This window comes from Coleofasciculus sp. C1-SOL-03, assembly GCF_040220555.1.
Classification (GTDB): domain Bacteria; phylum Cyanobacteriota; class Cyanobacteriia; order Cyanobacteriales; family Coleofasciculaceae; genus Coleofasciculus.
In genome coordinates this window covers 1-24,326 of sequence record NZ_JAVJUO010000207.1, presented here as the reverse complement: position 1 = coordinate 24,326, position 24,326 = coordinate 1, and the positions used below count along the sequence as shown (strand labels likewise).

The following is a 24,326-nucleotide window of genomic DNA, read 5'->3' as shown; positions in this document are numbered from 1 at the left end:
CCTAGGTATGGAATGGTACTGAAATTTTGGCTGGTGGGCAATGCCCACCCTACGGTATATCAAGGGTTTCGGCACTCTAAAACGGCTGACTAAAGCGTGTCATTGAACTTAGATGACTCCAACGGGTATTTTTACTTAGCCACTTCTTTTTTGGCAAACCTTTTTAGCGTTTTTCCCAATGCGATTTATGAACAAATACAGTCGATTTCTGGTTTCTATTTTCGCCTTAATCATCGGATTTTGGTGTATTAACCTTCCCAACTCATCCAGCCTAGCTACAGCCGCGCCTCTACCCCAATTCGTTACTCCCACGCCTATCACCCTCGCATCAGTCGATTCCTCCCTGTTTGAAACCTTACTCAAGCGCTCCTATCTAAGAGCTATTAAAGATACGGAAGTCGCCGATGAATCAGAAATATCCACAACTCTGCAAGCCATTTCCGCCAACAATCCCAATTTAAAATGGAGAGATTATCAGGGACAAAAACAAGTATTAATGGTAACTTGGACATCCTGGAATGGCTATGATAATCAAATTGGCTTACCGATGGAATTAAGCCGAGAAATTTGGGTCACGGCGGTTCCCGAACTGCAAACCTTCGCCCGAACGTTAAACCTTGACCCAGAAAGCCTCACCTTACGCCTAGAACAATACTTGGGTTTACCGCCTCACAATGGCAAAACCAAATTTGTGGAAATGTGGGTGAATGCGTCGGATTTATTTCGTCCTTGTCCCGACGCCGAAATTAACGATACTCGCTGTGAGGTGAACTTCCCGGAGACTGTTGAGCCGCAACATCAGGATTGGATCAATACTTTGCAGTTAGCCTCTTATGGTGACAATGGTTATCCGTGGACACGATTAGGCTATAGCTATGATTGGGGACGTCTGGATGGTGAAATTGGTGCGAGTGAATTTATCGTCAGAAAAGGGGCAAATGTTACGATTGAATCTGTCAATAACACGGTAGACTATTGCAAAGCCTAAATGCATCTGAAAGTAACCATTACGTTCTGACAAATTATTCGGGGAGCTTCTCAGTTGCCCAAAGAAGCTCCCTAACTGTTACTATTATTGATTTCCTTGGGAATCATTGTCAGTCGGAGGTTGAACATCAACATCAGGTGCGGTAATCGTCTTTTCTTCTTGGGTTACTTCCACCTCAGGAACAGTAATCTCTTTTTGCTCAGTTCCTACATCAACCTCTGGTCCCTCAACTTCATATTCTGGCAAGTTTCCAGGATCTACGTTAACATCTACATCCGGTTCTTCCCCGGCTTGCTCTTTTTCCACGCGACAACCAGTTGACACAACAAGCAGTAAAGCCAGAGGAAGTAATAGAATGGGTCGTTTTAGAAAAAACATAGTTTTTGTATAGAATGCGTTATCTCGTTGCTAGGGGATTTACCTAATGTAATAACTCTTAGAACGGAGACTCTCTCATTCTAGGAAATAAGGTCAATTTCAGCTTATACCTTTAGGATGAAATTGTTTCGAGTAGCGTAGCATGTCTCAATTGTTACATCATCCTCGTAGGGGCGCAAGGCTTGCATCCGTGTAAACTTAAGACTTTGTATAACTGGCGATTAAAGTTTAGATCCCCCTAAATCCCCCTTAAAAAGGGGGACTTTGATTAATTTCTGGTTCCCCCCTTTTGAAGGGGGGCTAGGGGGGATCTCTTATTAAGTAAGGGTTTCAGCCTTAAGTTGACACCAATAACCGACGTGCGCCCGATTTAATCGTCAAATCTACTCAGCCTTACACAAATCGATGCATAAACTCGTAAGTCAAATCCACTCGTCCTTTACGTAACATCGCCGGGTCGAATCGTTCTGTGGTATTACAGGTCATTAATACCACTAATTTTTGCTGCGCTTTAATCCCGGTGTCATCAATCACACTCTGATACAACGTTCCATCCAGCAAACTGAGAATATGCTCCGTTTTATTATTCCATTGTGCCACTTCACTGGCTCGATTTTTGGCTAAGTTATCCGCCTCGTTAATAATTAGGGCAACTCGTTCCAAATAACTCGGCGGGACGAAATTTTCCACGGCATCATGATCCAGAATAAAAATCGTATACCCTAACGGGACAAGAACTTCTTTTGCCAGCGCTTGTGTCCATACCGTTTTTCCGGTTCCCGGTTCACCATGTACCAAAATCGCTAACTGATTTTGATCCAGAATAGCCTGCTGAACAGTATCGGTAAACCGTTGAATATCGCTGGGAAAGTCTCTAATCTGAAACTGACTGTGAACCTGTCCCACCCGACTTTGATAACCACTCAACATCACGGCTACATTATATGTGGCTTTATTCACTAACGGGCGAATTTCATCTGCCATTAAACTGTAGCAGCGCCGTCCTTGACCCTGGTTATTAATTTGTAACCAAATCTCTGGATTCGACCAGTAGCCATAGACTGTGCCAAACACGTCTAAGCGTTGCCAGTTGACAAACTTTTCTAGAGGATAATAAAAGCGGCGATCCATGTAATCTTGAGTAATCAAATCAGGACTGCCGAGAATATCCAAAACTTTAAATAAAGTGACTTCTTGCAGTCGATTCAGAACATACTCAATTGGAATACTCTCGCGGGTAACGGTTTGGGTAACGGGTGTATTGACAAATATCGTCTCCCGCTGACAATGATTAGGAGTTGGCGGATCAGGGGTAATGTACTCCCAGAACTCATCCCACTCATAACGCATGTTTTCGGAAAATAAGCTCAAAACATTGGCGAAAATATTATAGTGATTTCGCCCTAATGCATCAGCCACATCACTGGTAAAATCTAGAGTCTTTTGCAATAACTCTGATGTATCATTTTGCAGCAAATGTAAAACAAAGTCCAAGTCAAACTGCCGCGATAAAGGACGCCAGCCTAAGCCCAATAAGCCTTTCGCTTGCCGATTGTTCTGAGGAGAATTGTCTGGAGACCAAATCTGTTCTGAATTCATCACTATTTTTCCTGCTGAGTTGGAGACTCTTGGCGGATTAGAGTTGCTGTAGATATTCCGGGGGAACACAATCCACTAACCACACCCCATTTTCGGAACAGTAGAATGTATGACCCTTCTCGGACATGGCTTTAGCATCGACAGCCAAAACTACCGGACGACCATGACGCTGTCCTACTTTTTTGGCGGTGGCGATATCCGGGGATAAGTGGACGTGATGCCGTGACATTTTGCATAAGCCTTGACGCCGAATCGATTCAACAGTTTTGTGACCTGTACCATGGTAGAGTATTTCTGGTGGAATAGTGGGTTCTAACTGTAAATCAACCGCGATACTATGCCCTTGATTGGCGCGAATCCGTGTTTTTGTCGCATCAAAAGCAAAGCGTTGTTTATCATTTTTGGCAACAACTTCTTTAAGTTCATTGAGAGTCAGGGGAAAGGAATACTGTTTACAAGCAGATAGCAGTTGATCAACGTTGACCCAACCTCCTGGTTCTAAGGTTAACCCAATCCGTTCGGGTTGATGTCGCAGATGTTTGCTGAGATATTTGCTAATTTTAACCAGGCGGGTAGAGTTCATGGTTGATTGAATCAATCGCTGTTAAAATGGTTTAGCTAACCCTAAACAAGGGTTGGATAACGTTGCCTTGAGTCTGAGTCAGATCAATGGGTTCATACTCAGGGGTGAGGACTATGCTAACTTGTATTATACAATACTACAATTGGCAAAAATTGTCTACCTGTCAACTCTTCTGTAGCGATTGCATCCGTTCTCACGCCGCCCAAACCGTAGCGGTAACTCGTTAGGCGTTTTCTGAGGTTACATGCTTTTGCCAACAGCATAATGCTTTTGAGGATTTCCTGGGTGAGAGAGAATTGAGGATGAGGGATGCCTGTTTCCGCAGCAGAGATAGCCAGCATATATAATGCCAATGGTGCGTTACGCTGCGCTAACGCACCCTACAGATAAAGGGTATGCGTAAGTCCGAATAGATACTCGGCGATCGCACGGTAGTGTGTGTCAATATGTTTTTTTCCCGGTAAGTTGATACAATTAACCCGGCGTAGGAACGCAGGAATGATTGTATGGAGAAACCGTCAACCTCTAGCCATGGTGTAGTCTTGGTAACGGCGACATCCCCAGAAGAAGCAGACGCGATCGCTTCATCCTTGGTGGAAGCGCGAATGGCAGCTTGTGTCAGTATTGCACCTGTGCGATCGATTTATACCTGGGACGGGAAAGTGAATCGTGATCAAGAGTGGCAATTGGTGATAAAAACAGATTTATCTCAATTTGATCAGTTAGCTGCCAAAATTCAGGAGTTGCATAGTTACGACGTTCCCGAAATTATTGGCTTGCCGATTATTGCTGGATCTGAGGCTTATTTACAGTGGATTTCGGAAAATGTATCTGTGAAAAAGTTGTGACCCTTGGCTGCGGAAAAAGCGCATAAATAATTTGTAGGGGCGGGTTTTACAACCATCGTTTCTTTTAGACCCAGATGTGACTAAACCCGCCCAATTGTAGGGGCTGGTTTAGGGACTTTCGTTTCGCTATTGATGATAAGATTGAATCGAAACCCGCCCAATTGTAGGGGTAGGTTTAGGGACTTTCGTCTCGCCATTGATGATAACGTTGAATCAAAACCCGCCCAATTGTAGGGGCTGGTTTAGGGACTTTCGTTTCGCCATTGATGATAACATTGAATCAAAACCCGCCCTGACTGACCTAATTTTAAATGTATGTATAGGGATGAGGGATAAATAATTTATTTATGTCCTTTGTCCTTGGATGTGGGATAATCAGAATTTTGAGGAATTCGCCCTTTTTTTCAACTTGTACACCGTCACATTTCGTTCTGTTTAATGTCTACTGATGAACTCTCCAAGCGTATTCAATCCTTCTGGAAATTTCTGGTCAAATTATTAATCAGTAATTGGCGTTCTCTGGTCATATTATTTCTGGGTGTCTATGTCCCCGTGCAAATCTTCGGAGAATTAGCCGAGGAGATTTGGAAAAACGAAGGGGGTTTTCCCTGGGATGTGCCAATTTTATTAGCGATTCACTCAACAACTTCCCCTCAACTCGATGCGTTTGCGATAAACCTGACAAAGTTGGGTGCCTATTGGGGGGTGTTTCCCTTAGCTGTAGCGATAGTACTGGTATTGGCATTCCGACGCCAGTGGCGATTCCTCACCTATGCGCTGATAACCTATTTAGGCAGTCTTATTATTAATCGTACCGCTAAGTTAACTTTCCAGCGAGTACGTCCGAGTTTGTGGGAATCCCCTGCGCCAGAATCTGATTATGCGTTTCCTAGTGGACATGCGATGGGAAGCGTGACGTTTGCGATTGTATTAATTATTTTGACCTGGAATACCCGTTGGCGCTGGCTGACTGTGGTTGGGGGTATCGTGTTTGCGATCGCAATCGGTTGGACGCGGATGTATTTAGGTGTTCACTACCCCAGTGATATTATTGCAGGTTGGATGGCATCCATTGCTTGGGCGGTTGGCGTCAGTTTAGTGATTAGACCTTATAGGAGTCAACGACGACTGGAGAAAGAAGAGAAAGAAGTTACAGAAACGTCATAAAATAGCATTGATCTAAAAGGGGTTCTTGAACGCACCATTCAGCTTAAACTCTATTCCCCTCAATTGGCAAGGGAACTCCTTTACTCAACTCCTATGTCTATAAATTAAATAAATCGTAGGGTGCGTTAGTGAAACGTAACGCACCATTTTTTAGGACTGTACTGTGTTTTAAATTTGTTCTATAAAATCAACAAAGGCTTTGAAACATTGATATAGCAAAAGGCAGAGGGCAAAGGGTTCCAAGGGAAAAGATTAACTGGTCAAGGTTTCAGCGTTGGGCGATGGACTTATGGGTATCCAATCCGATGCGCTGGTAGTCGCTTTTGCTTCAGATAAACAGAGCGATCGCGCAATCGTATAAACTCGATCTACTTGTACATAGACACCAGCATTGATTAGAGTAATTGCCAGTCTGGGCAAGATACCAACCTGCCTGAAAATTAGCACTATATTGTGGTAAGTCTCTAAAGACCCGTGGATAAGAGTTTTAGTTCCTTAGTAAGGGACAGTAGCTTGGTGACAGGGCTTTGAACTCCTTATCGGGTGGTGGTACTTACTGACAAAGGTACAATATCTCCGTTAAAATGATTGAAATAATCACAAAATAATCTCTACTATAGCCCAGGTATAAATGATTAACCTAAAAAATGAAGACCGCCAACAATTAATTGCACTCCTCAAAGACATTCCCGAACTCAGTAACGAGCGATCGCGTCGGCAATTCTTGACAGAGGCGGGCTTAACGCCATTGCTGCCAAGGCTGAATCTTTCGGGTTCTCCGTTTATAGCTATTAGTGAAATTATCACTAAGTTGTCGAATTATGGGCGCTTGAATGATGACCGGGAGGCGTTGGGTTTGTTCTTGAATGGTCTCAAGATTTTTGATGCTGTTGGTGTGCAGCAACAGCAGTTTATTGATCAACTATTAACTGACTATGAAATGATGACACCAATCGCTGAATTATCTGCGGTTGGTAGATGGCGAGGACAAGAAAATCCGGTTAACAATAAAAATTACAGCTTACCAGATAGTCAAATTCATGAAAAGATTTATTTGAATTTATTGCAATTGATATTACCTAAAAAAATATACACATCAGGCTTAATAGTTAATCGAGATGAAATCATTAAAAACTCCACAAATTATAAACTAAAACTTCAAAAAAATGCATCAGCACGAGATGTTGTTCGTTCGGCTTTAGAACAGGCAGGATTGGCATTTGGCGTTGATTGGGTTTGTCATGAAGGAAAACTTGTGACTTTTTATGATTTAACAAAGGATGATCTGCCACTGACAGCAATTATTGATCGCAGCACAACAACAGTCCTTAATTCTCAAGATTTTTACGAAATGGATGATAATAATGATAAGGTTTTTAAATCATTGTTACGTCGATGTTTGCAGCAAAAATTATACCATCAGCAAGTCCTCTGGCAACATCGAGAAAAACTATTCATTTTTGTCGAAGTCGATGGTGCGGCGATTCGCAAAGAGGAATGGTATAGTAATAAGAAAGAAACCCGCACGGTTTATGAACGATTCATGAAAAATAATAAGCCTGACGAAATCTTTTACTGCAAGCACTTTGCCTTTCGGACAAGATATCGACGGTTTGGCAAAAAGTGGTATCTTATTATTATTCCAGACTGGTTTTTTAGTTTTGACGGCTATCGACGATCTTTTTATGCTAAGGATAAACTCGATTGGCTGAAGCGGCATGAACATGACAAAAATATTTACAACCATCTGCGTTTTATTACCGCATTCTTAAAAACTGAGAAACCGTCAGATTTATTTATTAAAAGAGCATCTTATCCTTTCTTAAAGTTTGGCGAACTGATTACTTTTGACAATGCCCCCTCACTTGATGATGATGCATGGAATCCTAAAACATCGAAGAATGACAGCGTTAATACCGATAATTGGCAGCAAATGGAGTTGCCGTTAGATATATGAAATTGCACTATATTAGAGAACCATTGCTAGAATTTGGTCAAGACTCTCACGTTTGTCCGAGAGCAGGCATTGCTAATTATGATGTTTATGATACCAAACTTAAAATTAGACGTGAGCGAGTCTTAGTTGGTGCTGTAGGAACTAGCGATACGCTATCCAAGTTGTATTCTTGGCTAGAAAAATGTTCACAACCTATTCCTTCTAAACCGGATAGTCGCCAACCTAATTTGTTTGCTCCATTTTGTGGCTTTAAACCCGACTTTGGATTTAAATCTAGCCTTGTCATTGACGAGCAGATTACTCGAACATTAAATTCTTCAGATATCAATGAAGTCATTCGGATTGAGGATTGGAATGAACGAATTGATGCAGCCGTTGCCCTGTACTATCGCCAAGCTAAATTTTTAGCTCAAAACCGCGTCGTTGACGTAATCGTCTGCATTGTACCGACTAAACTCTATGATCAAATTTCTAAACCCAAAGTGGTTTCTAGAGAGGAAAGCTTAGAGAGTGATCAAGATCAGCATGATGATATTTTAGAGGCAAACTTTAGACGCGCCCTAAAAGCCAGAGCAATGCATCTTGGTAAACCCTTGCAACTTGTCAGAGAGGTTTCTTTAGAGTCGAACCTCAAAGGTCAACAAGATGAGGCAACAAAAGCTTGGAATTTTTGTACGGCTTTGTATTACAAAACGAATCAAACAGTTCCTTGGAAACTTTCAACCAACATCAATCGACCATCAGTATGTTTTATTGGGATTAGCTTTTATCGCAGTCGCGATCGCCAGGTACTCAATACGAGTTTAGCTCAAATATTTGATGAGTTAGGCAATAATGTTATTCTTCGAGGTACGCCAGTGGATATCGATAAACGTGATCGAAGACCTCATTTGCAAGCCGATCAAGCTTATCAACTTTTAAAACGTGCTTTGACTGAATATGAAATGGCAATGGATACGTCTCCAGCACGGATTGTCCTGCATAAATCCTCGAACTATAGTGATGAAGAATTGGCTGGGTTTGAGTCCACGGCTGAGGAAATGCGGATTCGTAAGATTGATTTTGTAACGATTCTTGATAGCGAACTACGCCTGTTACGTGGGAAAGAATATCCGCCTTACCGAGGTATGCATCTGGAATTTGATGAAGCCAATCATCTCCTCTATACTCGTGGTGCAGTGGAATACTACAGAACCTATCCAGGAAAATATATTCCACAACCTCTTGATATTCGCATTGTTAGGTCAGATGAATCTCCTGGCGTAATTTCCCAAGAAATTTTAGGTTTGACAAAAATGAATTGGAACAACACTCAATTTGATGGCAAGTATCCAATTACGTTGGCATGTGCTAGAAAAGTGGGACAAGTGATGAAATACTTAAGTCCTGATGATAATCCGCAGATCAGTTACAGTTTTTATATGTGATTACTATAAACACCAACATTGGTTGGACTCCCTCCATGTCTCTGGCAGAGATTAAAGAATAAATGTGGCACTTGCCTCTCCCGTTATAATTCAGTCCTTGTCAAGTGGACGCAAGTTTATGTAACAGCAATTTTAATCCCCGTGGCAAAAAAGGAGTAACTTACTGAAAAAAGTGCAATAATTAAGTTAAAATAATTTAAATAATCCCCCAATAATCTCTACTATAGCCCCGATATAAATGATTAACCTAAAAAATGAAGATCGCCAACAATTAATTGCACTTCTCAAAGACATTCCCGAACTCAGTAACGAGCGATCGCGTCGGCAATTCTTGACAGAGGCGGGCTTAACGCCATTGCTGTCAATGCTGGATGTTTCGGGTTCTGCGTTTGTTGCGATTAGTGAAATTATCACTAAGTTGTCGAATTATGGGCGCTTGAGTTATGACCGTGAGGCGTTGGGTGTGTTCTTGAATGGTCTCAAGATTTTTAATATTGTTGGTGTGCAGCAACAGCAGTTTATTGATCGGCTTTTAACTGACTATGAAATGATGACGCCAATTGCCACATTACCGCCGATTGATCAGTGGCAAGGTCGAGAAACGCCTACAGATATTTTTGAGAAGATTATTGGCGAAAGTACGCTGCGTCCGATCGCGTTTCTTCAACAAGGAATAAAAGTGGCGCGTTCTGTGGCGTATATCGGGGTTCGCAGTCCTCAAGGAAATTGGTCGGGTTCGGGGTTTTTAATCGGGGCGAATTTGCTGTTGACGAATCATCATGTCCTACCCAGTGCTGATTTATTGACCCATACGATTTTTCGGTTTAACTATGAGGAAAATTTTCAGGGAGAGGCACAGCAACCGGAAGAATATCGCGCTCAGGTTGATGGGATTTTTCAGACGAACTCGGCTTTAGATTATACCGTGGTGCAATTGGTTGGAGAACCGGGGAACCAATGGGGATGGTTATCGTTGGTGGAGACAAGGATTCGGCGGCGGGAACGGGTTAATATTATTCAGCATCCATTAGGTCAACCGAAACAGATTTCCCTTCAGAATAATTTTGTTGAGTATTTAGGGGGAGATGTGGTTCAGTATGTCACCTCTACGTTAAATGGTTCTTCGGGTTCACCCGTGTTTAATGATCGATGGGATGTCGTCGCCCTGCATCATGCGGGGGGAAATATTCTCGAACCGACCACACAACGCCGTTATTTTCGGAATGAAGGCATACTGGTAAGTAGGATTCTCGCTGATTTGCCTCCAGAACTGGCAGAACGGATTCGTTCAGGGGCAACAGCTTAACCCGAATGTAACTGACTTTAGAGTTTGTAGTAAGCGCTGTCTTCGCTTCTGGCACTAAAGTGCCTACTACGAACCCAGCTTAAGTCAGTAGCATTCAGCTTAATCCTGAAGCCCAAAGACTATCTGGAATAGCCGTCGGTGATGAAACTCAAGCCCCAACTATTACGGTTTTTGGCGAGAATGCCAACCATTCAAACCGTGAGAGAACGAAAAGCACTCTTGGCTTACCTGGGGTTTGAATGCCTAAGCAGCAAAATTAAGTGGGACAATAGCAATAATTTTGTCTTTTTTACGGAACTGGTCAATCTGCTGACTTCGGAAGGAAAGACTGAGTTGCTTTCATTTCTGAATAATCTGGTAGCAAGCCCGGTGGACGGTATAAACCCGTGGATTGGTGTCGAGGATCAACAAAAACTCAGGGGTTTAATTGCCGATATTGGCGCTTTAGATGATCAGGGATGGGAGTACGAGTTCCGAGGTGAGTCTCATCGCCAAAAATCATCCTCCATTCCCTTTATTTTACCCCAGCTTGATGTCTCCACGTTTACCGGGCGAGAGCAAGAATTGCAACAACTCGAAGACTTGCTACTCCAGCGCCAAGGATCAAAACTGTGCAGCATTGTTGGGTTAGCGGGTGCGGGGGGAATTGGCAAGTCAGCCCTCGCCTGTCACTTTGCGACCCAGTATCGCGGCGAATTCCCTGATGGGGTGATTGGGATACAGGTGAGTGGGAAGGATGTGGATACCATTGCGCGGGAGTTTGTGCGCCGGATTGGGGCGGAACTTGATCCGGAGGATGAGCGAGATGCTGCCACAATTATGCAGGAGGTGTTTGCTCATCGCCGGATGTTGCTGATTTTTGATAATGCGGATCAGGCAAAAATTAAGGTATTACGTCCGGGTGGGAATCGATGTGCAGTAATTATTACAACCCGCGATCGCAATCTCCCTTTATCCTTAGATATTCCCGATGAAGGTACGATTGACCTTCCTCCCCTTCCTGAACCCGATTCATGGCGTTTGCTGGAGAAGATTTTGGGTGAAGAACGGATGGCGGCGGAGGAAGAAGCGGCGAGGGAAATTATTCAGTTAGTCGGGAATTTACCCCTAGGGTTACAAATTGTCGGTGCAGCATTGCGGCAAAAACGGCGGAGTTTGGCAGATTATGCGGCATCATTACGGGAAGAAAAGACGCGATTGGTTCGACTGAAAGTGCGAGGAGACGAGGCGTTAAATGTAAATGCCTCGTTAACCTTAAGTGTAGAATTACTTGAGCCAGATGAGATTGACTTTTTCGCCTGTCTGAGTGTTTGTGCTAAAGAGGGATTTTCCCGACGCACGGCGATGGTTGTGGGGAATTGTCAGGACGAGTGGACAGCGCAAGAGTATCTGGATTATCTTTACCAACTTTCACTGCTTAATTATGCGGAGGTGGGAGAAAATCGCTTTGTCTTTCACCCCCTGATTCGCTTATTTGCTCAGGAATTGGCAGAAACGCGGCAGGTGCAAGCGGCGGCGGCGGAACGACACGGTCAGTTTTTTATTGAGTTGGTGAAGTCCAGTGAGGTCACTAATCGAGCGATCGCGGCTGAAATAGCAGAGGACTTAGACGACATTATTCTGGCAGCCCAGTGGTTACAGCGACAGGAAACAGCCGATTATGTATTTGCCGATTTCCTTAACTTATTTTTTGAAGAATATGGCTATTGGCAACAGGCTATTGAGTTGATGTCAGGATTTCAATTATTAGCAGAACGTTGTCAAGACTGGGAAACTGTTGTCATTTTTTGTACGCGACAGGCAAAATATTTGTCTTTACAAGGTGAATTGTTAAAAGCGGAGGAGGTGCTAAAACCGATTCCAGAATTCCTCAGCCGAATCGATGAACCAAAGACTCGTCAGCGTTCCCAGGTAAGGTGGCTGACTCGGTTGGGTAATGTACTACAGCGCCAAAAACAGTTTAAGGAGGCTGTGGATGTCCTGCAACGTTGTGTTGACATTGCTGAAGCATTGGATGATTCAGAAAGCTTGCGGAATGTCCTAGATAGTTTAGGTCGGGTTTTACGACAGCAAGGATCTCTTGATCAAGCTGAAGCTATTCTCCAGCGTTGCTATGCTCTTGAAGATGCTTTGGGCGATCAATATAGTCTTAGAATAACACTCAATAGTCTAGGCTTGGTATTCCAAAAACAAAGACGGTTTGATGAAGCTATCCAAGCTTTCCAACGTCAGGTTGAGATCAGCCAAACTTTCAATGACCAAAAATCATTGGTAATTGGACTCAATTGCTTAGGTGGAGTATTCCAGCAGCAAGGACAGCTTGACGAAGCCATCGAAGTTTTCCAACGTCAGATTGAGATCAGCCAAACTCTCAATGACCAAAAATCATTGGCAATTGGACTTAACTGCTTAGGTGGAGTACTCCAAAAACAAGGACGGTTTGATGAAGCCATCCAAGCTTTCCAACGTTGGATTGAGATCAGTAAAACTCTCGATGACCAACGCTCATTGGCAATTGGACTCAACCGCTTGGGCAGAGTATTCCAGCAGCAAGAACGGCTCGATGAAGCTATCGAAGCTTTCCAACAGGTAGTTGAAATCAGCAAAACTCTCAATGACCAACGCCAAATCGCAATTGGATCTAATTGCTTGAACGAAGTACTTCAGCAGCAAGGGCGAGTTTAGCCGTTTAATTTGGGTATTTACCGATAACCTCTCAACAAAACCCACCCTTCCTCATCTATCTGATACTGTCCCTCTCCTGAAATCTTGCCACACAAATAATAAATCCCCCGTTACCGTGAGGTGGGCAAAGGTAAAAAACGATAACATCAGCATTTTCAAGTTGATAACGTTTGCCCACCCTACAGGATAAAAGCTACCAACTTCAGCAATGACCAGCGAGAATGAACAGAGCGATCGCGCAATTGGATAAACTAGATCTAGTTGTATATAGACACCAGCATGGGTCGGAGTATCTCTATGTCTTTGCCAGAGATCAAAGAACAGATTAACCAATTATCGGTAAGCGATCGCCTCGCCCTGATCAGTGCGATTATTCAATCTCTGGACGATACCAACCTACAGGAAAACTGGCACTATCTGGTGGCACGTCCCCATCCGTGGCGACGCCAACTTTACATAAAAGGACGCAAACTCCTGGCTTCAACAGTTTGGCACGATAAGATTGCCAATGAAATGACACCAGAACAAGCCGCAGAAAATTGGGATTTGCCTCTACCTGCAATCTATGAAGTGATCCATTACTGCGAAAGTCATCGAGATCTGATCAAGCTAGAAGCAGACGAGGAACGCTATCGTTTAGCAGAACAAGGAGTTTTATATGAGTCAATTTGTTATTCTCAATCAAGGGAACTACTGAACAAGTAAACCGAGAAAAGCCCTGGCGATCGCAGATGAAAAAATTAACTTCAAGTTTAGAGTTTGTAGTCAGCGCTTTAGCGCTGATGGTACTAAAGTACCAACTACGAACCCAGTTTGATAACCAGCTTCTCACCGAGGACTTGGGTTCGGGACCTCAGTTCATGACGCCAAGGAACATAATAGTATAGTTACCTCTATCACTGTCGCTCATCCCCAGTCACCATCGTGTCCCAGGTTGTTCTCGAAAACGTTTACAAAAGCTTTCCTAGTCGCCAGGACAGGTCAACTGTCGCGCCTGTGACGACAGAACCCTTGTTGACTCCTACGGATGAAGCGCCACTGATAGCCGTTGATCAATCCTCTGCGTCATCGGGAAGCGTGAATGTTTTGCGGCGGATTAATCTGAGAGTCTACGATGGCGAGTTTATGGTATTGGTGGGTCCTTCGGGTTGTGGTAAAAGTACCCTGCTGCGGGTGATTGCGGGATTAGAGGAATTAACCGGGGGGAAAATTTGGGTAGGCGATCGCATGGTGAATGATTTACCCCCAAAAGCCCGCAATATCGCCATGGTGTTTCAAAATTATGCCCTCTATCCGCACCTCACAGTCTACGACAATATTGCCTTTGGCTTGCGGCGGACAAGGGTGGGATTAGCCTACGAAAAGCCTACCACCGAGAAGCCGCTTTGGATGGAGAATGCTTTAATCAGGATGACGCGATCGCTTCCCAAACAATGGCGCTATTTCTCCGATCGCGAACGGGCGATTGATGATCAGGTTCGCTACGTCGCCAAACTCCTGCAAATTGAACCCCTGCTGAATCGACGCCCCAAACAGCTATCTGGGGGACAAAAACAACGAGTCGCCCTAGGGCGTGCGATCGCCCGGAATCCCCAAGTCTTTCTCATGGATGAACCCCTCTCCAATCTCGATGCCAAACTCCGGGCGGAAACCCGCAGTCAAATCGTGCGCTTGCAACGCCAATTAGGAACCACTACCCTCTATGTCACCCACGATCAAACCGAAGCCATGACGATGGGCGATCGCATTGCGGTAATGAATCAGGGGGAAATCCAGCAAATCGCCCCTCCCCTAGAACTCTATAACTACCCGGCTAATCGCTTTGTCGCCGAATTTATCGGTTCACCGCCGATGAACTTTATTCCGGTTCAATTTAAAGCGCCCCTGCTGATTCAGCATCGTCAATTTCGACTCACGCTTCCAGAGGTTTGGCAATCCTTTTTGCAAGAGTATGATGGACGTTCTTTAATTCTGGGAATTCGTCCCGAACATTTGAGTGTCAGTGTTCCCGCCCCCAAAAACTTATCGGTCACTGTTGAACAAGTCGAAGCCTTGGGCAATGATACCTATTTATTAGTCAAACTGGATCGAAAAACCCGTTTACAAGCTAGAATTCCCGCCGATCATCTCGTCAAAGTTGGCGATCAAATTTGGTTATCGATTAATGCTGATAAAGTTCATTTCTTTGATGAAAGAACAGGTCAAGCGATTCGGTCTAATTAGCTTAATTTTCATCGTATGAAGTGTGAGTGGTGTGGCACACATTAATTGGTGGATTAGCATTGTAGGGGCGCAAGGCTTGCGCCCGGTTTAAACGTCAAATCTATTCCACAATTTTAGCTGTGTCAGTCCAGTAGGGGCGGGTTTCACTATTATCTGTTCTGTTGCACCCATAAGTAACTAAACCCGCCCCGAATCAGGTTTGTTTATCCTGGAGAAAAGTAGAGACGTTGCATGTAACGTCTCTACAATGATGCCGAAAGTCATAATCGATTGACTCCATGAAGTGCTATAAATTAATAATTTCTGCCTGGTAATTTATTGTTGTTCTCAAAAATAGTGGAAGAGATTTTACAGGTTTAAGGGCGCAAGCCTTGCGCCCCTACGGTTTCTACCCCAGGGAAAAGGGGGAGAACAGAGGATGCTTCGCTTTTTTTGCACAGGAGAGGGGAGCAAGAGTATCCGATCCCCCTTCTCCCCACGGTGGGAGAAGGGGTTAGGGGATGAGGGGGAAAATGTCGATGAATAGATAGACACAGCATTTATTCATGAACACGATTCAAACGCAGCCGAAAATATTGACAATACAAATCGCACCGAGGCGTCACCTCATTCCCTTGCAGATTCACCAATCCCATACTGTGCAACTTAAATCCTTGCATCGGTTCTAGTTGTATCGGATAATCAGCCGTAACCACCTTCTTCAACGCCGTAGCTAACTCCGGATGTTGGGATAAATTCCACAAATGTCGCCGCAAATGATCACCATACAATCCAGCATCCGTTGGTGCTGTAACCAACAGTTGTGCTAAGGTAATCTCTTGACGGGCGATCGCGTACAGCGCTAGTCTGATTAAATAGGGATGACCCCCAACCATTGCCATTAATTGTTCCACTTGATTCGATTCCCAGACTAATCCGTGACGGTGGGCTAAATCTTGGACTTGTGCGGCTGCAAATTCCGGTAAATCAATCGGTAATCCCACATTAAACGGAGACTGATTAATGTCCATGGGAATATAAGCTTCCGTCGAATGCACCACAACTAATCGCAACTTACGCCATATTTCCCGATTTTTCGCCTCTTCATGCCACGATCGCAACAAGCCAAAAAAATCAGCCGTGAGTTCAGGATAATGAAACACCCGATCCACTTCATCTAACCCTAACACCAACGGTGTGGCAATCGTTGCCAATAAATACCGCTCAAAATAGGACTTACAACTCACCTTACTGCCAAACATTTGACTCCAATACTTCTCCAAGCGATCGGGTAATTCCAGTTCGAGGGTAATCACCGCACAAAACCACTGCAAGAAGCGATCTAAATTCGTAAAAACGTTACTATCCGCTAATTGAAAACTTAACGGAACGGTGGCATAATTCAACTGATTTCCCCGATGCAAAATTCGTGCCATTAACGACGTTTTTCCCATTTGTCGCGGCGCTTTAATTCGGATTAAGGCACCCGGTTTAGCTACCGCTTCATAGCAACGTTGTTCAACACCAGGGCGTTCCACATAAAACGCCGAGGCTAATTCGACTTGTCCTCGGGGTAATTCCGGTTCAGCGACAGGTTGAGGCGGATGATTGGGGGTGAGGGAATAGGCACTGGGAAACGTCGCGGATTTGGGATTGCCTTCTGGGGTAACGGTTGGTTGATCAGTACAAAGCCAATCCCGAACTGAGTTTAACACAATCGGCGTATCCTCAGGCGATCGCCACTCCTGCTGAGACACCCCTTTAAGATAACCGCGTAAGTCATGGTTGAGTAATGTCCAAGGGCAATTAATCCGAATCGCCAAAATATCGGGTTTCCCCTCCGGGTGTTGATCCCGCCGCCGTTTTGCCCATTGCACCTCTTCGGTTACCATCTCACTCGACGCCGCCAGAGGGGATAATAATAGCACCACGCGATCGCAACGGTTTAATTCGGCATAAATTTGCTGCAATCCCTGGGTTGCCATACGGAGACTACCATTAGCAATGAACACCTGACATCCTTGGGCAGTTAACGCCGTTTCTAATTGCGTCGCCAGGCTTTTATCCGGATCAGTGCCACAATGATAACTCAGAATAACCTGAGGTTGATTGGTCGCCGCCTGCGTATCTCCAGGGATTAAATTAGGTAAATTGTGAGCAATGGCAGTAATTAACTTAGAACGGTGAGATGATCCTTTATCTTCGTCATGGTTTAGGGCAAAAATATGACAGATATTCTGAATATGTTTCCGCACCGTTCCTTGAGAAATACAGAGTTCTGCCGCAATTTCACCATCATTTTTCCCGGCGACAAATTGCTGTAAAACTTCCTTTTGTCGCGGTGTAAGTTTGGTAAATGCGTTGGTGAACTCTTGCTGATCCATTCCCCTGAACTAATAGGTTAATTGTCGGGATAGGTTTAGCCACAGTTTTAGGGACGGGTTTAGGGACAATTGTAGGAGCGGGTTTAGGGACAATTGTAGGGGCGGGTTTAGGGACAATTGTAGGGGCGGGTTTAGGGACAATTGTAGGGGCGGGTTTAGGGAATCAATGCAGCTAGTCACCACTAACGGAACAACAAAACCCGCCCTCCCCACCGATAACTGGCGAATTTAACATTACGCCCTAGAATGACCAAAATACGTTAGAGCAGCTAACGCTTTTATTGGCTTTGAGCCTTCTTTTGTAACATTCGCCAGCAAAGTCCATCAAGGGAGAAGGGGAACCAGAATCATCACAAAAGACGCACTATGACTCGTCTGAAACCTTCTGGGATTAACCTGGCAAATCTGTACTCCCCATCAAGTAAAGATCACAGGCGCGGGCGGCACCACGTCCTTCGTTGAATGCCCAAACCACCAAACTCTGACCCCGGCGACAGTCTCCGGCGGCAAAGACACCGGGAATACTGGTGGCATATTTCCCATAATCGGCTTTGATATTACTCCGGGCATCGCGTTCGAGATCCAAGGCATCTAGCAGGGGTTGTTCGGGTCCTAGGAATCCCATGGCTAACAGAACAAGCTGGGCGGGAATCACTTTTTCCGTACCCGGAACCGGACTGGGAATAAATCGACCTTGCTCATTTTTCTGCCACTCGATTGTCACTGTATGCACCGCTTTCACATTTCCTTCCTCATCCCCCTCAAACTTGGTCGCGGTGGTGAGATAGGAACGGGGATCAGCGCCAAACTTCGCCGCCGCTTCTTCCTGCCCGTAATCCATGCGATAAATCTTGGGCCACTCGGGCCAGGGGTTGTCCGGGGCGCGTTCTAGGGGCGGCTGGGGCATGATTTCCAGTTGCGTCAGACTCTTACACCCGTGGCGCAGGGAGGTGCCAACGCAGTCGGTTCCCGTATCACCGCCACCGATAATCACCACATCTTTGCCTTCAGCGGAGATAAAGTTGCCGTTTTTGCTGTTATCTAAAAGCGCCTTGGTATTGGCGGTGAGGAAATCCATGGCGAAGTGGATGCCCTTTAACTCCCGTCCTTCGATGGGTAAGTTCCGTGGCTTGGTTGCCCCGGTACAAAGGACTACGGCGTCAAATTCTTTGAGTAGATTCTCGGTGGGGAAGTCTTTACCCACCTCAGTGTTGCAGATAAATTTAACCCCTTCTTGTTCCAGCAGATCAAGGCGGCGCTGAACGACTTGCTTTTTGTCCAGTTTCATGTTAGGGATGCCATACATGAGTAAGCCGCCGGGACGATCTGCCCGTTCAAATACGGTGATCCAATGACCCGCTTTATTGAGTTGGGCAGCCGCACAGAGTCCAGCCGGTCCAGACCCCACGATCGCCACTTTTTTCCCGGTGCGCTTAGTTGGGGGTTCGGGTTCGACCCAGCCTTCCTCCCAGCCTTTGTCAATAATCGAACATTCGATATTTTTGATGGTCACGGGGGGGTTATGGATACCCAGGACACAAGACCCCTCACAGGGCGCGGGACAGACACGACCGGTGAATTCGGGGAAGTTGTTGGTTTTGTGCAGGCGATCAAGTGCCTCGCGCCATCGACCTCGATAAATCAGGTCGTTCCACTCTGGGATTAGGTTGTTAATGGGACAACCGCTTGCCATACCCTTGATCATCGTTCCGGTATGGCAAAAGGGTGTGCCACAGTCCATACACCGCGCCGCCTGAGTTTGGAGTTTTTCCTCGGGCATGGGTAGATGGAACTCATCCCAGTTGCCAATGCGACTGTCGGGTTGCAGTTCTGAGGGTAATTCGCGCAGATATTCGATAAAGCCAGTTGGTTTTCCCATAGTTATGTCTCAAGTTTCAAGTTTAGAGTAAGGTATAGTTGTTGCTCAGGTGTTATTCGGTCTATTCGTGATGGCGATGAAGTCCCTCGACTATTTGGGCGGCAAATTCTCACCAATCAGTCGTTGGTGGTGAGCTGTGATAACTAAGCGGATGGACGGCTGTCTAGAGAGGTGAAAAGCAACATCTGTACCCAGTCAAAAGTCAAAATCAGAGATATTTTGTAGCCTGTGTTACAGTTTGTCAATCATTTCGGCGTTTAAATGCGAGGCTGAGTTTAGTAAACAGTTAGGTTTACTCCGGTTAAGTGGCTAGGGTTCATCAAGGTTCAGGTTCGGATTGAAGACGGCTAGAGATAGGATACAAAATAATTGCTTTTCGGGTTTCATCTTGTCACATTTTTTTATAAAGTAACGACGGTTGCGTTACGGTAGGAAGTCTGTTCTGGAAATAATAGAGAGTGAACGGTTGGTTGAGTCGGTTTTTTGGGTTGTGTTTTTTAGGTTTGTCCGACTACTTAGCAATGATTGAGCGAAGGTTGTCTGTTGTCCCGTTTTGATATAATTACCTAACTGACTCACCCACTTGTCCCATGTCACAAGCGTGTATTTTAGCTCACTTCAATCACACATCCGCTGTGCCGAACCTGATCGCCTCTGAACCTACACTAAGCACGATTATCATCGGAATCGCGATCGCATTTGGATTCGGTGCGGTTCATGCCCTCTCCCCCGGACATGGCAAAACCCTCGTCAGTGCCTATTTTATCGGTTCTCAAGGCACTCCACAGCAGGCGGTTTTACTGGGATTAACGATAACCTTTACTCATACACTGAGTATTTTTATCTTGGGTGTAATCGCGCTGTTTGCCTCTCAATACGTTTTGCCGGAACAATCCTATCCCGTGCTGAGTTTGGTAAGCGGGTTAACCATTGGTATCGTGGGATTGAGCCTGCTGAGAAAGCGGCTACATTCCCATTCCCATTTCCATTCCCATTCACACGCACACAAACCCACTAGCCTTTCATCCTTAGTTAAATTAGGGATTGCCGGCGGATTAATTCCTTGTCCTTCGGCATTGGTGATGTTATTGAGTGCTGTGGCATTACACCAGATCAGCTATGGGCTATTTTTAGTGGGCGGGTTTAGTCTAGGATTAGCATCGGTGTTGGTTATTTTGGGTGTCATTGCCATTTATGCTCGCCAGTGGCTAGAGCGATTGCCGCAAACCGATCAAGTGTTACAGAAGTTATCAATTTTGAGTGCGATCGTGATCATGGTCATTGGCATTGGTATAACATGTGTTTCAATCACTACCTCGTTATGAGGCACAGTCAATCACAATTTTTTTACAGATATCAGATGAAAGCAAAACAGTTCTTGGTTCTCCTCCTGGTACTTGTCAGTCTTTTGGGCTTTCCCAGCCAAGCCCTAGCCCATGGTGTAGAAACGAACTATCAATTAAACATTAAGTCCTTAGAAATTCAATCCCTGTTCAGCACAGGGGAAGCGTTTAAAGAGGCTCCTGTGATTGTCCATCCTCCTAAAGGTTCAGACTATGCACCGATTGAAGGAATGACAAACGAACAAGGACTGTTTGTCTTTGAACCAGATTATTCCGTCACTGGAGAGTGGGAGGTGGAGATTGGTGAGGATAGTCATTGGGATATGTTAACAATTCCCGTTAGCGATCGCGGGATTGATTTCGAGGCAATCAGCCAAATTCATGAGGATCATCCTCACCATCATCATTATCTTGCCACTCAAATCATTGTAGCGGTGGTTGCCATTTGTTGCGGCATTGGGGGTCAATTCCTTAGCAATAAATTCAACGTTTAACCGTAAATACCAGGGTGGGAAGACATCGAGAAGGAACAGTACTCGTTCAGGGAATGATTTGACAAAAAAGCAGTTTTATGGTTACAAGTTCCCGTCAAAGCAGGATTCCCCTGTGCCAACTGATACCAAGTTGCAGTGCAAAAGAGTGAGTATGACAAAGGACAAAGGACAACCAACTGATATTATGTCCGCCGAAATAACCGTAATATCCTTCTTCCTTGCAACAAAAGCTCCTTCCCTTCTGCCCTCTGCCCTCTGCCTTCTGCCTTCTGCCTTCTGCCTTCTGCCCTCTGCCCTCTGCCTTGTCTCCACAATCTAGTGAGTATTCAACCGGACATAATATTATGCCACAATCAAGACAGTATTTGAGATAATCGGCAATGGCTTGGTCGGCGGGACAGCAGTTGCAACGTGGCAAATATACGATTGAGAAGGAGTTAGGTTCAGGGCGGTTTGGGATAACCTATTTAGCACGCGATCGCACGTCCCAACGCTGTGTGGTGAAAACCCTGAGTGATACGTTACTCAATCAGCTTACTCCAGCAGAACTTAATCGACTTCAGGATAAGTTGTGGCAAGAGGCGGTGAAGTTGGCGCAGTGCAAGCATCCTCATATTGTCCGGGTTAAGGATTCGTTTAAAGAAGGTCAGCAAGTTTGTCTTGTCATGGAGTATATTCAGGGGCAAGATTTAACCCATGCGAACCGACTAACTGAAAAAGAAGCCTTACACTATATTCGCCAGATTGGTTCAGCACTGATGGTTGTGCATGAAAATAACTTGGTACATCGGGATGTTCGACCTGGGAATATTATCATGCGTCAGGGGAAACGGGAGGCGGTGTTAATTGATTTTGGGTTAGCCGTGGGATTTGATCACCCGTTAACGACGATTAATCCGACAACTGCCGATGGGTTTACACCCCTGGAATTATATCATGAGGATGCCGAACGCGGCGCTTATACGGATGTGTATTCTTTAGCCGCCACATTGTATCAATTATTAACCGGAGAAAAACCGCCCAGTGTCCGCGATCGCAGTTTGGGAAGGGCTAAATTAAAGCCGCCTCAAGACGTGAATCCCCAAATGAGCGATCGCACGAATCAGGCGATTCTGCGAGGGATGGCGTTAGCCCCCGAAGAACGCCCCCAAACGATGCAGGAATGGTTGGATTTATTGGGGGTTGTGCCTCAAATTCCCCAACCGTGGCGTAATTGGGATTTGACAATTTGGTTAACGATTATTGGCACAATTGCTGGGGTTTTGAGTATGATTGCTGGGTTTTTAGCCCTCAAGCCGCAATCAGCACCACCGCCAGAAACTACACCTGAAATAACGCCAACCTCACCACAGGTTCAACCAGAAACACGTTCCCTTGATCTGACCCCTCCCTAACTCTCCCATTGCCAAGGGGAAGGAACAAGGAACGCGGTTATGGCATGATCAAACTATACGGTAATCTCAAAACAAAAAACGAATGGAGACACTAGAACTTAAACTTGATAAAAAGACCCTCGAACTGGCGCGATGGTTAGCCGAGTCGCGCCGTTGTAATCTATCTGAACTGATTACAGACGCCATCAACAAGCTGGCTGTTAAAGAATCGGCACAAGACCGGATAATGGGAATGTTTGCTGATGAACCTGACGTTGTTGATGAGATACTAGAAGAGATTATGCGCGATCGCGCTGCACATCCTCTCAATCAGAACTGTGAACAAAGCACTCCTTGACACTGATATTTTTTCCGAAGTGCAAAAAGGCATAAATTCCAATATTGTCACTAGAGCTAGGGCGTATCGCGATACCTTCGGTTCCTACACAATTTCGGTCATTACGGTTCTCGAAATTATCAAAGGCTGGCATAAGCGTCAACGGCAAGACCGCATTCAACAGTTTCTTAATGTTATCACTGATGTTGAAGTGTTAAATCTGGATTTGTCCAGTGCTGAACTAGCAGGGCGAATCTACGCCGACTTAGAACGTACAGGGCAACCCATTGGTCTTGCTGATACGATGATTGCAGCTATAGCGATGCATAAGAATTTGACGTTAGTAACTGGTAATGTATCTCATTATCAACGCATTCAATTATTAGGTTATAAGTTGCATCTAGACAACTGGCGAGGTTAATCATACAACGTGGCACTACAGCTACTAGGAATAAGATTAGGAGAGTGGGCTGTTCAACCACAAATGAGGTAAAATTGGACTTTGAGTATCTGACTGACTAATTTCCCAGAAAATAATTCCCCGTGATGGTAAAAGCAACTGGCTATGCAAATTCGAGACTACTTCAACTTTCTTGCTCCTGATGATATCCGCATTCAGGACAGTCGCATCGGGATTGAAAGCGTTCTTTACGAGTATATTTACCGAGCTAAAACCCCTGAAGAAATCGCTCAACAATTTGAAAGCATTACCCTAAAACAGGTTTATGCGACGATTCTTTACTATCTACACAACACCGAAGAAGTGAGTGCTTACTTGGCAGATTGGTTAGCATTTTGCCGTCAACAGCGAGACGAGCAGAAACAGAATCCTTCTCTGGCACGACAGAGATTTCGTCAATTGAAAGCAGAGGCAGAAGTTCAGCAAAGCGTCCTCACCCCTACACCTCATCTTATGAGAAACGCTATAGTCCTTAATTCCGGTTGTAGGGGCGGGTTTTACCGATAACGTTTCAGCCTCAACCGATAACTGGACTAAACCCGCCCTCTACTATCTTTAATCTCGTTTCACCCTGATTCAATCCAGTGATTTTGGCAAAATCAAGACCGATAAACATTAGGATACTGTATCTCTATGGTGATAATTTTCACCCTCTTCCCCTAACCCCTTCTCCCATCAAGGGAGAAGGGGAACCGGAATTATTAATGATAAAAAATGTAGCTGGCTATATCTTATCTTGCTCCCCTCTCCCCGGCGTGGGAGAGGGGTTGGGGGTGAGCTTACAGGTGTAGGTTTTTTATTTTATGGTTGGGACAAGACAAGGAGGACAAGGAAGGAAAGTAGACAAGGGGGAAAAACCGTACAAAATTAGGTTCGGTCAAGCTAACTTCTAAAAGCCGAAACGCCCGATTTTTCG

General features: G+C 44.9%; 22 protein-coding genes. 15 read left to right on the top strand and 7 right to left on the bottom strand.

The annotated features are described in order from the left end of the window. The first annotated feature begins 187 nt into the window (after positions 1-187). Complete coding sequence (locus RIE73_RS31680) at positions 188-988, top strand: hypothetical protein (RefSeq protein ID WP_446404947.1); 801 nt, start codon at positions 188-190, stop codon at positions 986-988. Positions 989-1,072: 84 nt separating this feature from the next. Here RIE73_RS31680 and RIE73_RS31675 read toward each other — a convergent pair whose 3' ends face one another. The 4 genes from RIE73_RS31675 to RIE73_RS31660 all read right to left on the bottom strand — a co-directional run bounded on the left by RIE73_RS31675 (position 1,073) and on the right by RIE73_RS31660 (position 3,889). Further along, positions 1,073-1,366 (bottom strand): hypothetical protein, encoded by a 294-nt coding sequence (locus RIE73_RS31675; RefSeq protein ID WP_446404946.1) that lies wholly within the window; start codon positions 1,364-1,366, stop codon positions 1,073-1,075. A 393-nt stretch (positions 1,367-1,759) separates the two neighbouring features. Further along, positions 1,760-2,965: an AAA family ATPase gene (locus tag RIE73_RS31670; RefSeq protein ID WP_446404945.1), complete on the bottom strand. Its 1,206-nt coding sequence runs from the start codon at positions 2,963-2,965 to the stop codon at positions 1,760-1,762. Between the two features lie 37 nt (positions 2,966-3,002). Then, positions 3,003-3,548 (bottom strand): RNA 2'-phosphotransferase, encoded by a 546-nt coding sequence (locus RIE73_RS31665; RefSeq protein ID WP_446404944.1) that lies wholly within the window; start codon positions 3,546-3,548, stop codon positions 3,003-3,005. 116 nt (positions 3,549-3,664) lie between these two features. Next, the gene (locus tag RIE73_RS31660; protein ID WP_446404943.1) at positions 3,665-3,889 is read right to left on the bottom strand and encodes a hypothetical protein; all 225 of its coding nucleotides are present in this window, start codon (positions 3,887-3,889) and stop codon (positions 3,665-3,667) included. A 165-nt stretch (positions 3,890-4,054) separates the two neighbouring features. Here RIE73_RS31660 and cutA point away from each other — a divergent pair, with 165 nt between their 5' ends. Together cutA and RIE73_RS31650 are read left to right on the top strand one after the other, a co-directional pair. Next, complete coding sequence (gene cutA, locus RIE73_RS31655; RefSeq protein ID WP_446404942.1) at positions 4,055-4,396, top strand: divalent-cation tolerance protein CutA; 342 nt, start codon at positions 4,055-4,057, stop codon at positions 4,394-4,396. 438 nt (positions 4,397-4,834) lie between these two features. Further along, positions 4,835-5,563 (top strand): phosphatase PAP2 family protein, encoded by a 729-nt coding sequence (locus tag RIE73_RS31650; RefSeq protein WP_446404941.1) that lies wholly within the window; start codon positions 4,835-4,837, stop codon positions 5,561-5,563. Between the two features lie 252 nt (positions 5,564-5,815). Here RIE73_RS31650 and RIE73_RS31645 read toward each other — a convergent pair whose 3' ends face one another. After that, entirely contained in the window at positions 5,816-5,983 is a 168-nt protein-coding gene (locus RIE73_RS31645) for a hypothetical protein (RefSeq protein ID WP_446404940.1), read from the bottom strand. Between the two features lie 211 nt (positions 5,984-6,194). Here RIE73_RS31645 and RIE73_RS31640 point away from each other — a divergent pair, with 211 nt between their 5' ends. The 6 genes from RIE73_RS31640 to RIE73_RS31615 all read left to right on the top strand — a co-directional run bounded on the left by RIE73_RS31640 (position 6,195) and on the right by RIE73_RS31615 (position 15,161). Then, positions 6,195-7,520: a hypothetical protein gene (locus tag RIE73_RS31640; RefSeq protein WP_446404939.1), complete on the top strand. Its 1,326-nt coding sequence runs from the start codon at positions 6,195-6,197 to the stop codon at positions 7,518-7,520. Further along, entirely contained in the window at positions 7,517-8,947 is a 1,431-nt protein-coding gene (locus RIE73_RS31635) for an argonaute/piwi family protein (RefSeq protein WP_446404938.1), read from the top strand. Before RIE73_RS31640 ends, RIE73_RS31635 begins: the two co-directional genes overlap by 4 nt. Positions 8,948-9,185: 238 nt before the next feature. Continuing rightward, positions 9,186-10,253 (top strand): trypsin-like peptidase domain-containing protein, encoded by a 1,068-nt coding sequence (locus RIE73_RS31630; RefSeq protein WP_446404937.1) that lies wholly within the window; start codon positions 9,186-9,188, stop codon positions 10,251-10,253. A 141-nt stretch (positions 10,254-10,394) separates the two neighbouring features. Beyond that, positions 10,395-12,938 (top strand): tetratricopeptide repeat protein, encoded by a 2,544-nt coding sequence (locus tag RIE73_RS31625; RefSeq protein ID WP_446404936.1) that lies wholly within the window; start codon positions 10,395-10,397, stop codon positions 12,936-12,938. A gap of 297 nt (positions 12,939-13,235) precedes the next feature. Continuing rightward, positions 13,236-13,643, top strand: coding sequence for a hypothetical protein (locus RIE73_RS31620; RefSeq protein WP_446404935.1), 408 nt, complete (start codon positions 13,236-13,238; stop codon positions 13,641-13,643). Between the two features lie 219 nt (positions 13,644-13,862). Further along, positions 13,863-15,161, top strand: a complete 1,299-nt coding sequence (locus RIE73_RS31615; RefSeq protein WP_446404934.1) for an ABC transporter ATP-binding protein — start codon at positions 13,863-13,865, stop codon at positions 15,159-15,161. Between the two features lie 539 nt (positions 15,162-15,700). Here the strand turns inward: RIE73_RS31615 and RIE73_RS31610 are convergent. Both RIE73_RS31610 and gltD read right to left on the bottom strand, forming a co-directional pair. Then, complete coding sequence (locus RIE73_RS31610; protein ID WP_446404933.1) at positions 15,701-17,524, bottom strand: AAA-like domain-containing protein; 1,824 nt, start codon at positions 17,522-17,524, stop codon at positions 15,701-15,703. Positions 17,525-17,915: 391 nt separating this feature from the next. Continuing rightward, positions 17,916-19,403 carry a glutamate synthase small subunit gene (gene gltD / locus RIE73_RS31605; protein WP_446404932.1) on the bottom strand — a complete coding sequence of 496 codons (1,488 nt, stop codon included), beginning with the start codon at positions 19,401-19,403 and terminating at the stop codon, positions 17,916-17,918. 590 nt (positions 19,404-19,993) lie between these two features. Here gltD and RIE73_RS31600 point away from each other — a divergent pair. The 6 genes from RIE73_RS31600 to RIE73_RS31575 all read left to right on the top strand — a co-directional run bounded on the left by RIE73_RS31600 (position 19,994) and on the right by RIE73_RS31575 (position 23,917). Then, on the top strand, positions 19,994-20,728 hold the full coding sequence (locus RIE73_RS31600) for a nickel/cobalt transporter (protein ID WP_446404931.1): 735 nt from the start codon (positions 19,994-19,996) through the stop codon (positions 20,726-20,728). 35 nt (positions 20,729-20,763) lie between these two features. Further along, a complete protein-coding gene (locus RIE73_RS31595) occupies positions 20,764-21,240 on the top strand; it encodes a hypothetical protein (RefSeq protein ID WP_446404930.1) in 477 nt (158 codons plus the stop codon). Positions 21,241-21,620: 380 nt separating this feature from the next. Beyond that, a complete protein-coding gene (locus tag RIE73_RS31590; protein ID WP_446404929.1) occupies positions 21,621-22,634 on the top strand; it encodes a serine/threonine protein kinase in 1,014 nt (337 codons plus the stop codon). Between the two features lie 82 nt (positions 22,635-22,716). Then, the gene (locus tag RIE73_RS31585; protein ID WP_446396462.1) at positions 22,717-22,971 is read left to right on the top strand and encodes a hypothetical protein; all 255 of its coding nucleotides are present in this window, start codon (positions 22,717-22,719) and stop codon (positions 22,969-22,971) included. Beyond that, positions 22,952-23,371, top strand: a complete 420-nt coding sequence (locus tag RIE73_RS31580; RefSeq protein WP_446396461.1) for a PIN domain-containing protein — start codon at positions 22,952-22,954, stop codon at positions 23,369-23,371. The genes RIE73_RS31585 and RIE73_RS31580 overlap by 20 nt, the downstream gene beginning before the upstream one ends. A 144-nt stretch (positions 23,372-23,515) precedes the next feature. Next, entirely contained in the window at positions 23,516-23,917 is a 402-nt protein-coding gene (locus RIE73_RS31575; protein WP_446404928.1) for a DUF433 domain-containing protein, read from the top strand. The last annotated feature ends 409 nt before the right edge of the window (positions 23,918-24,326 follow it).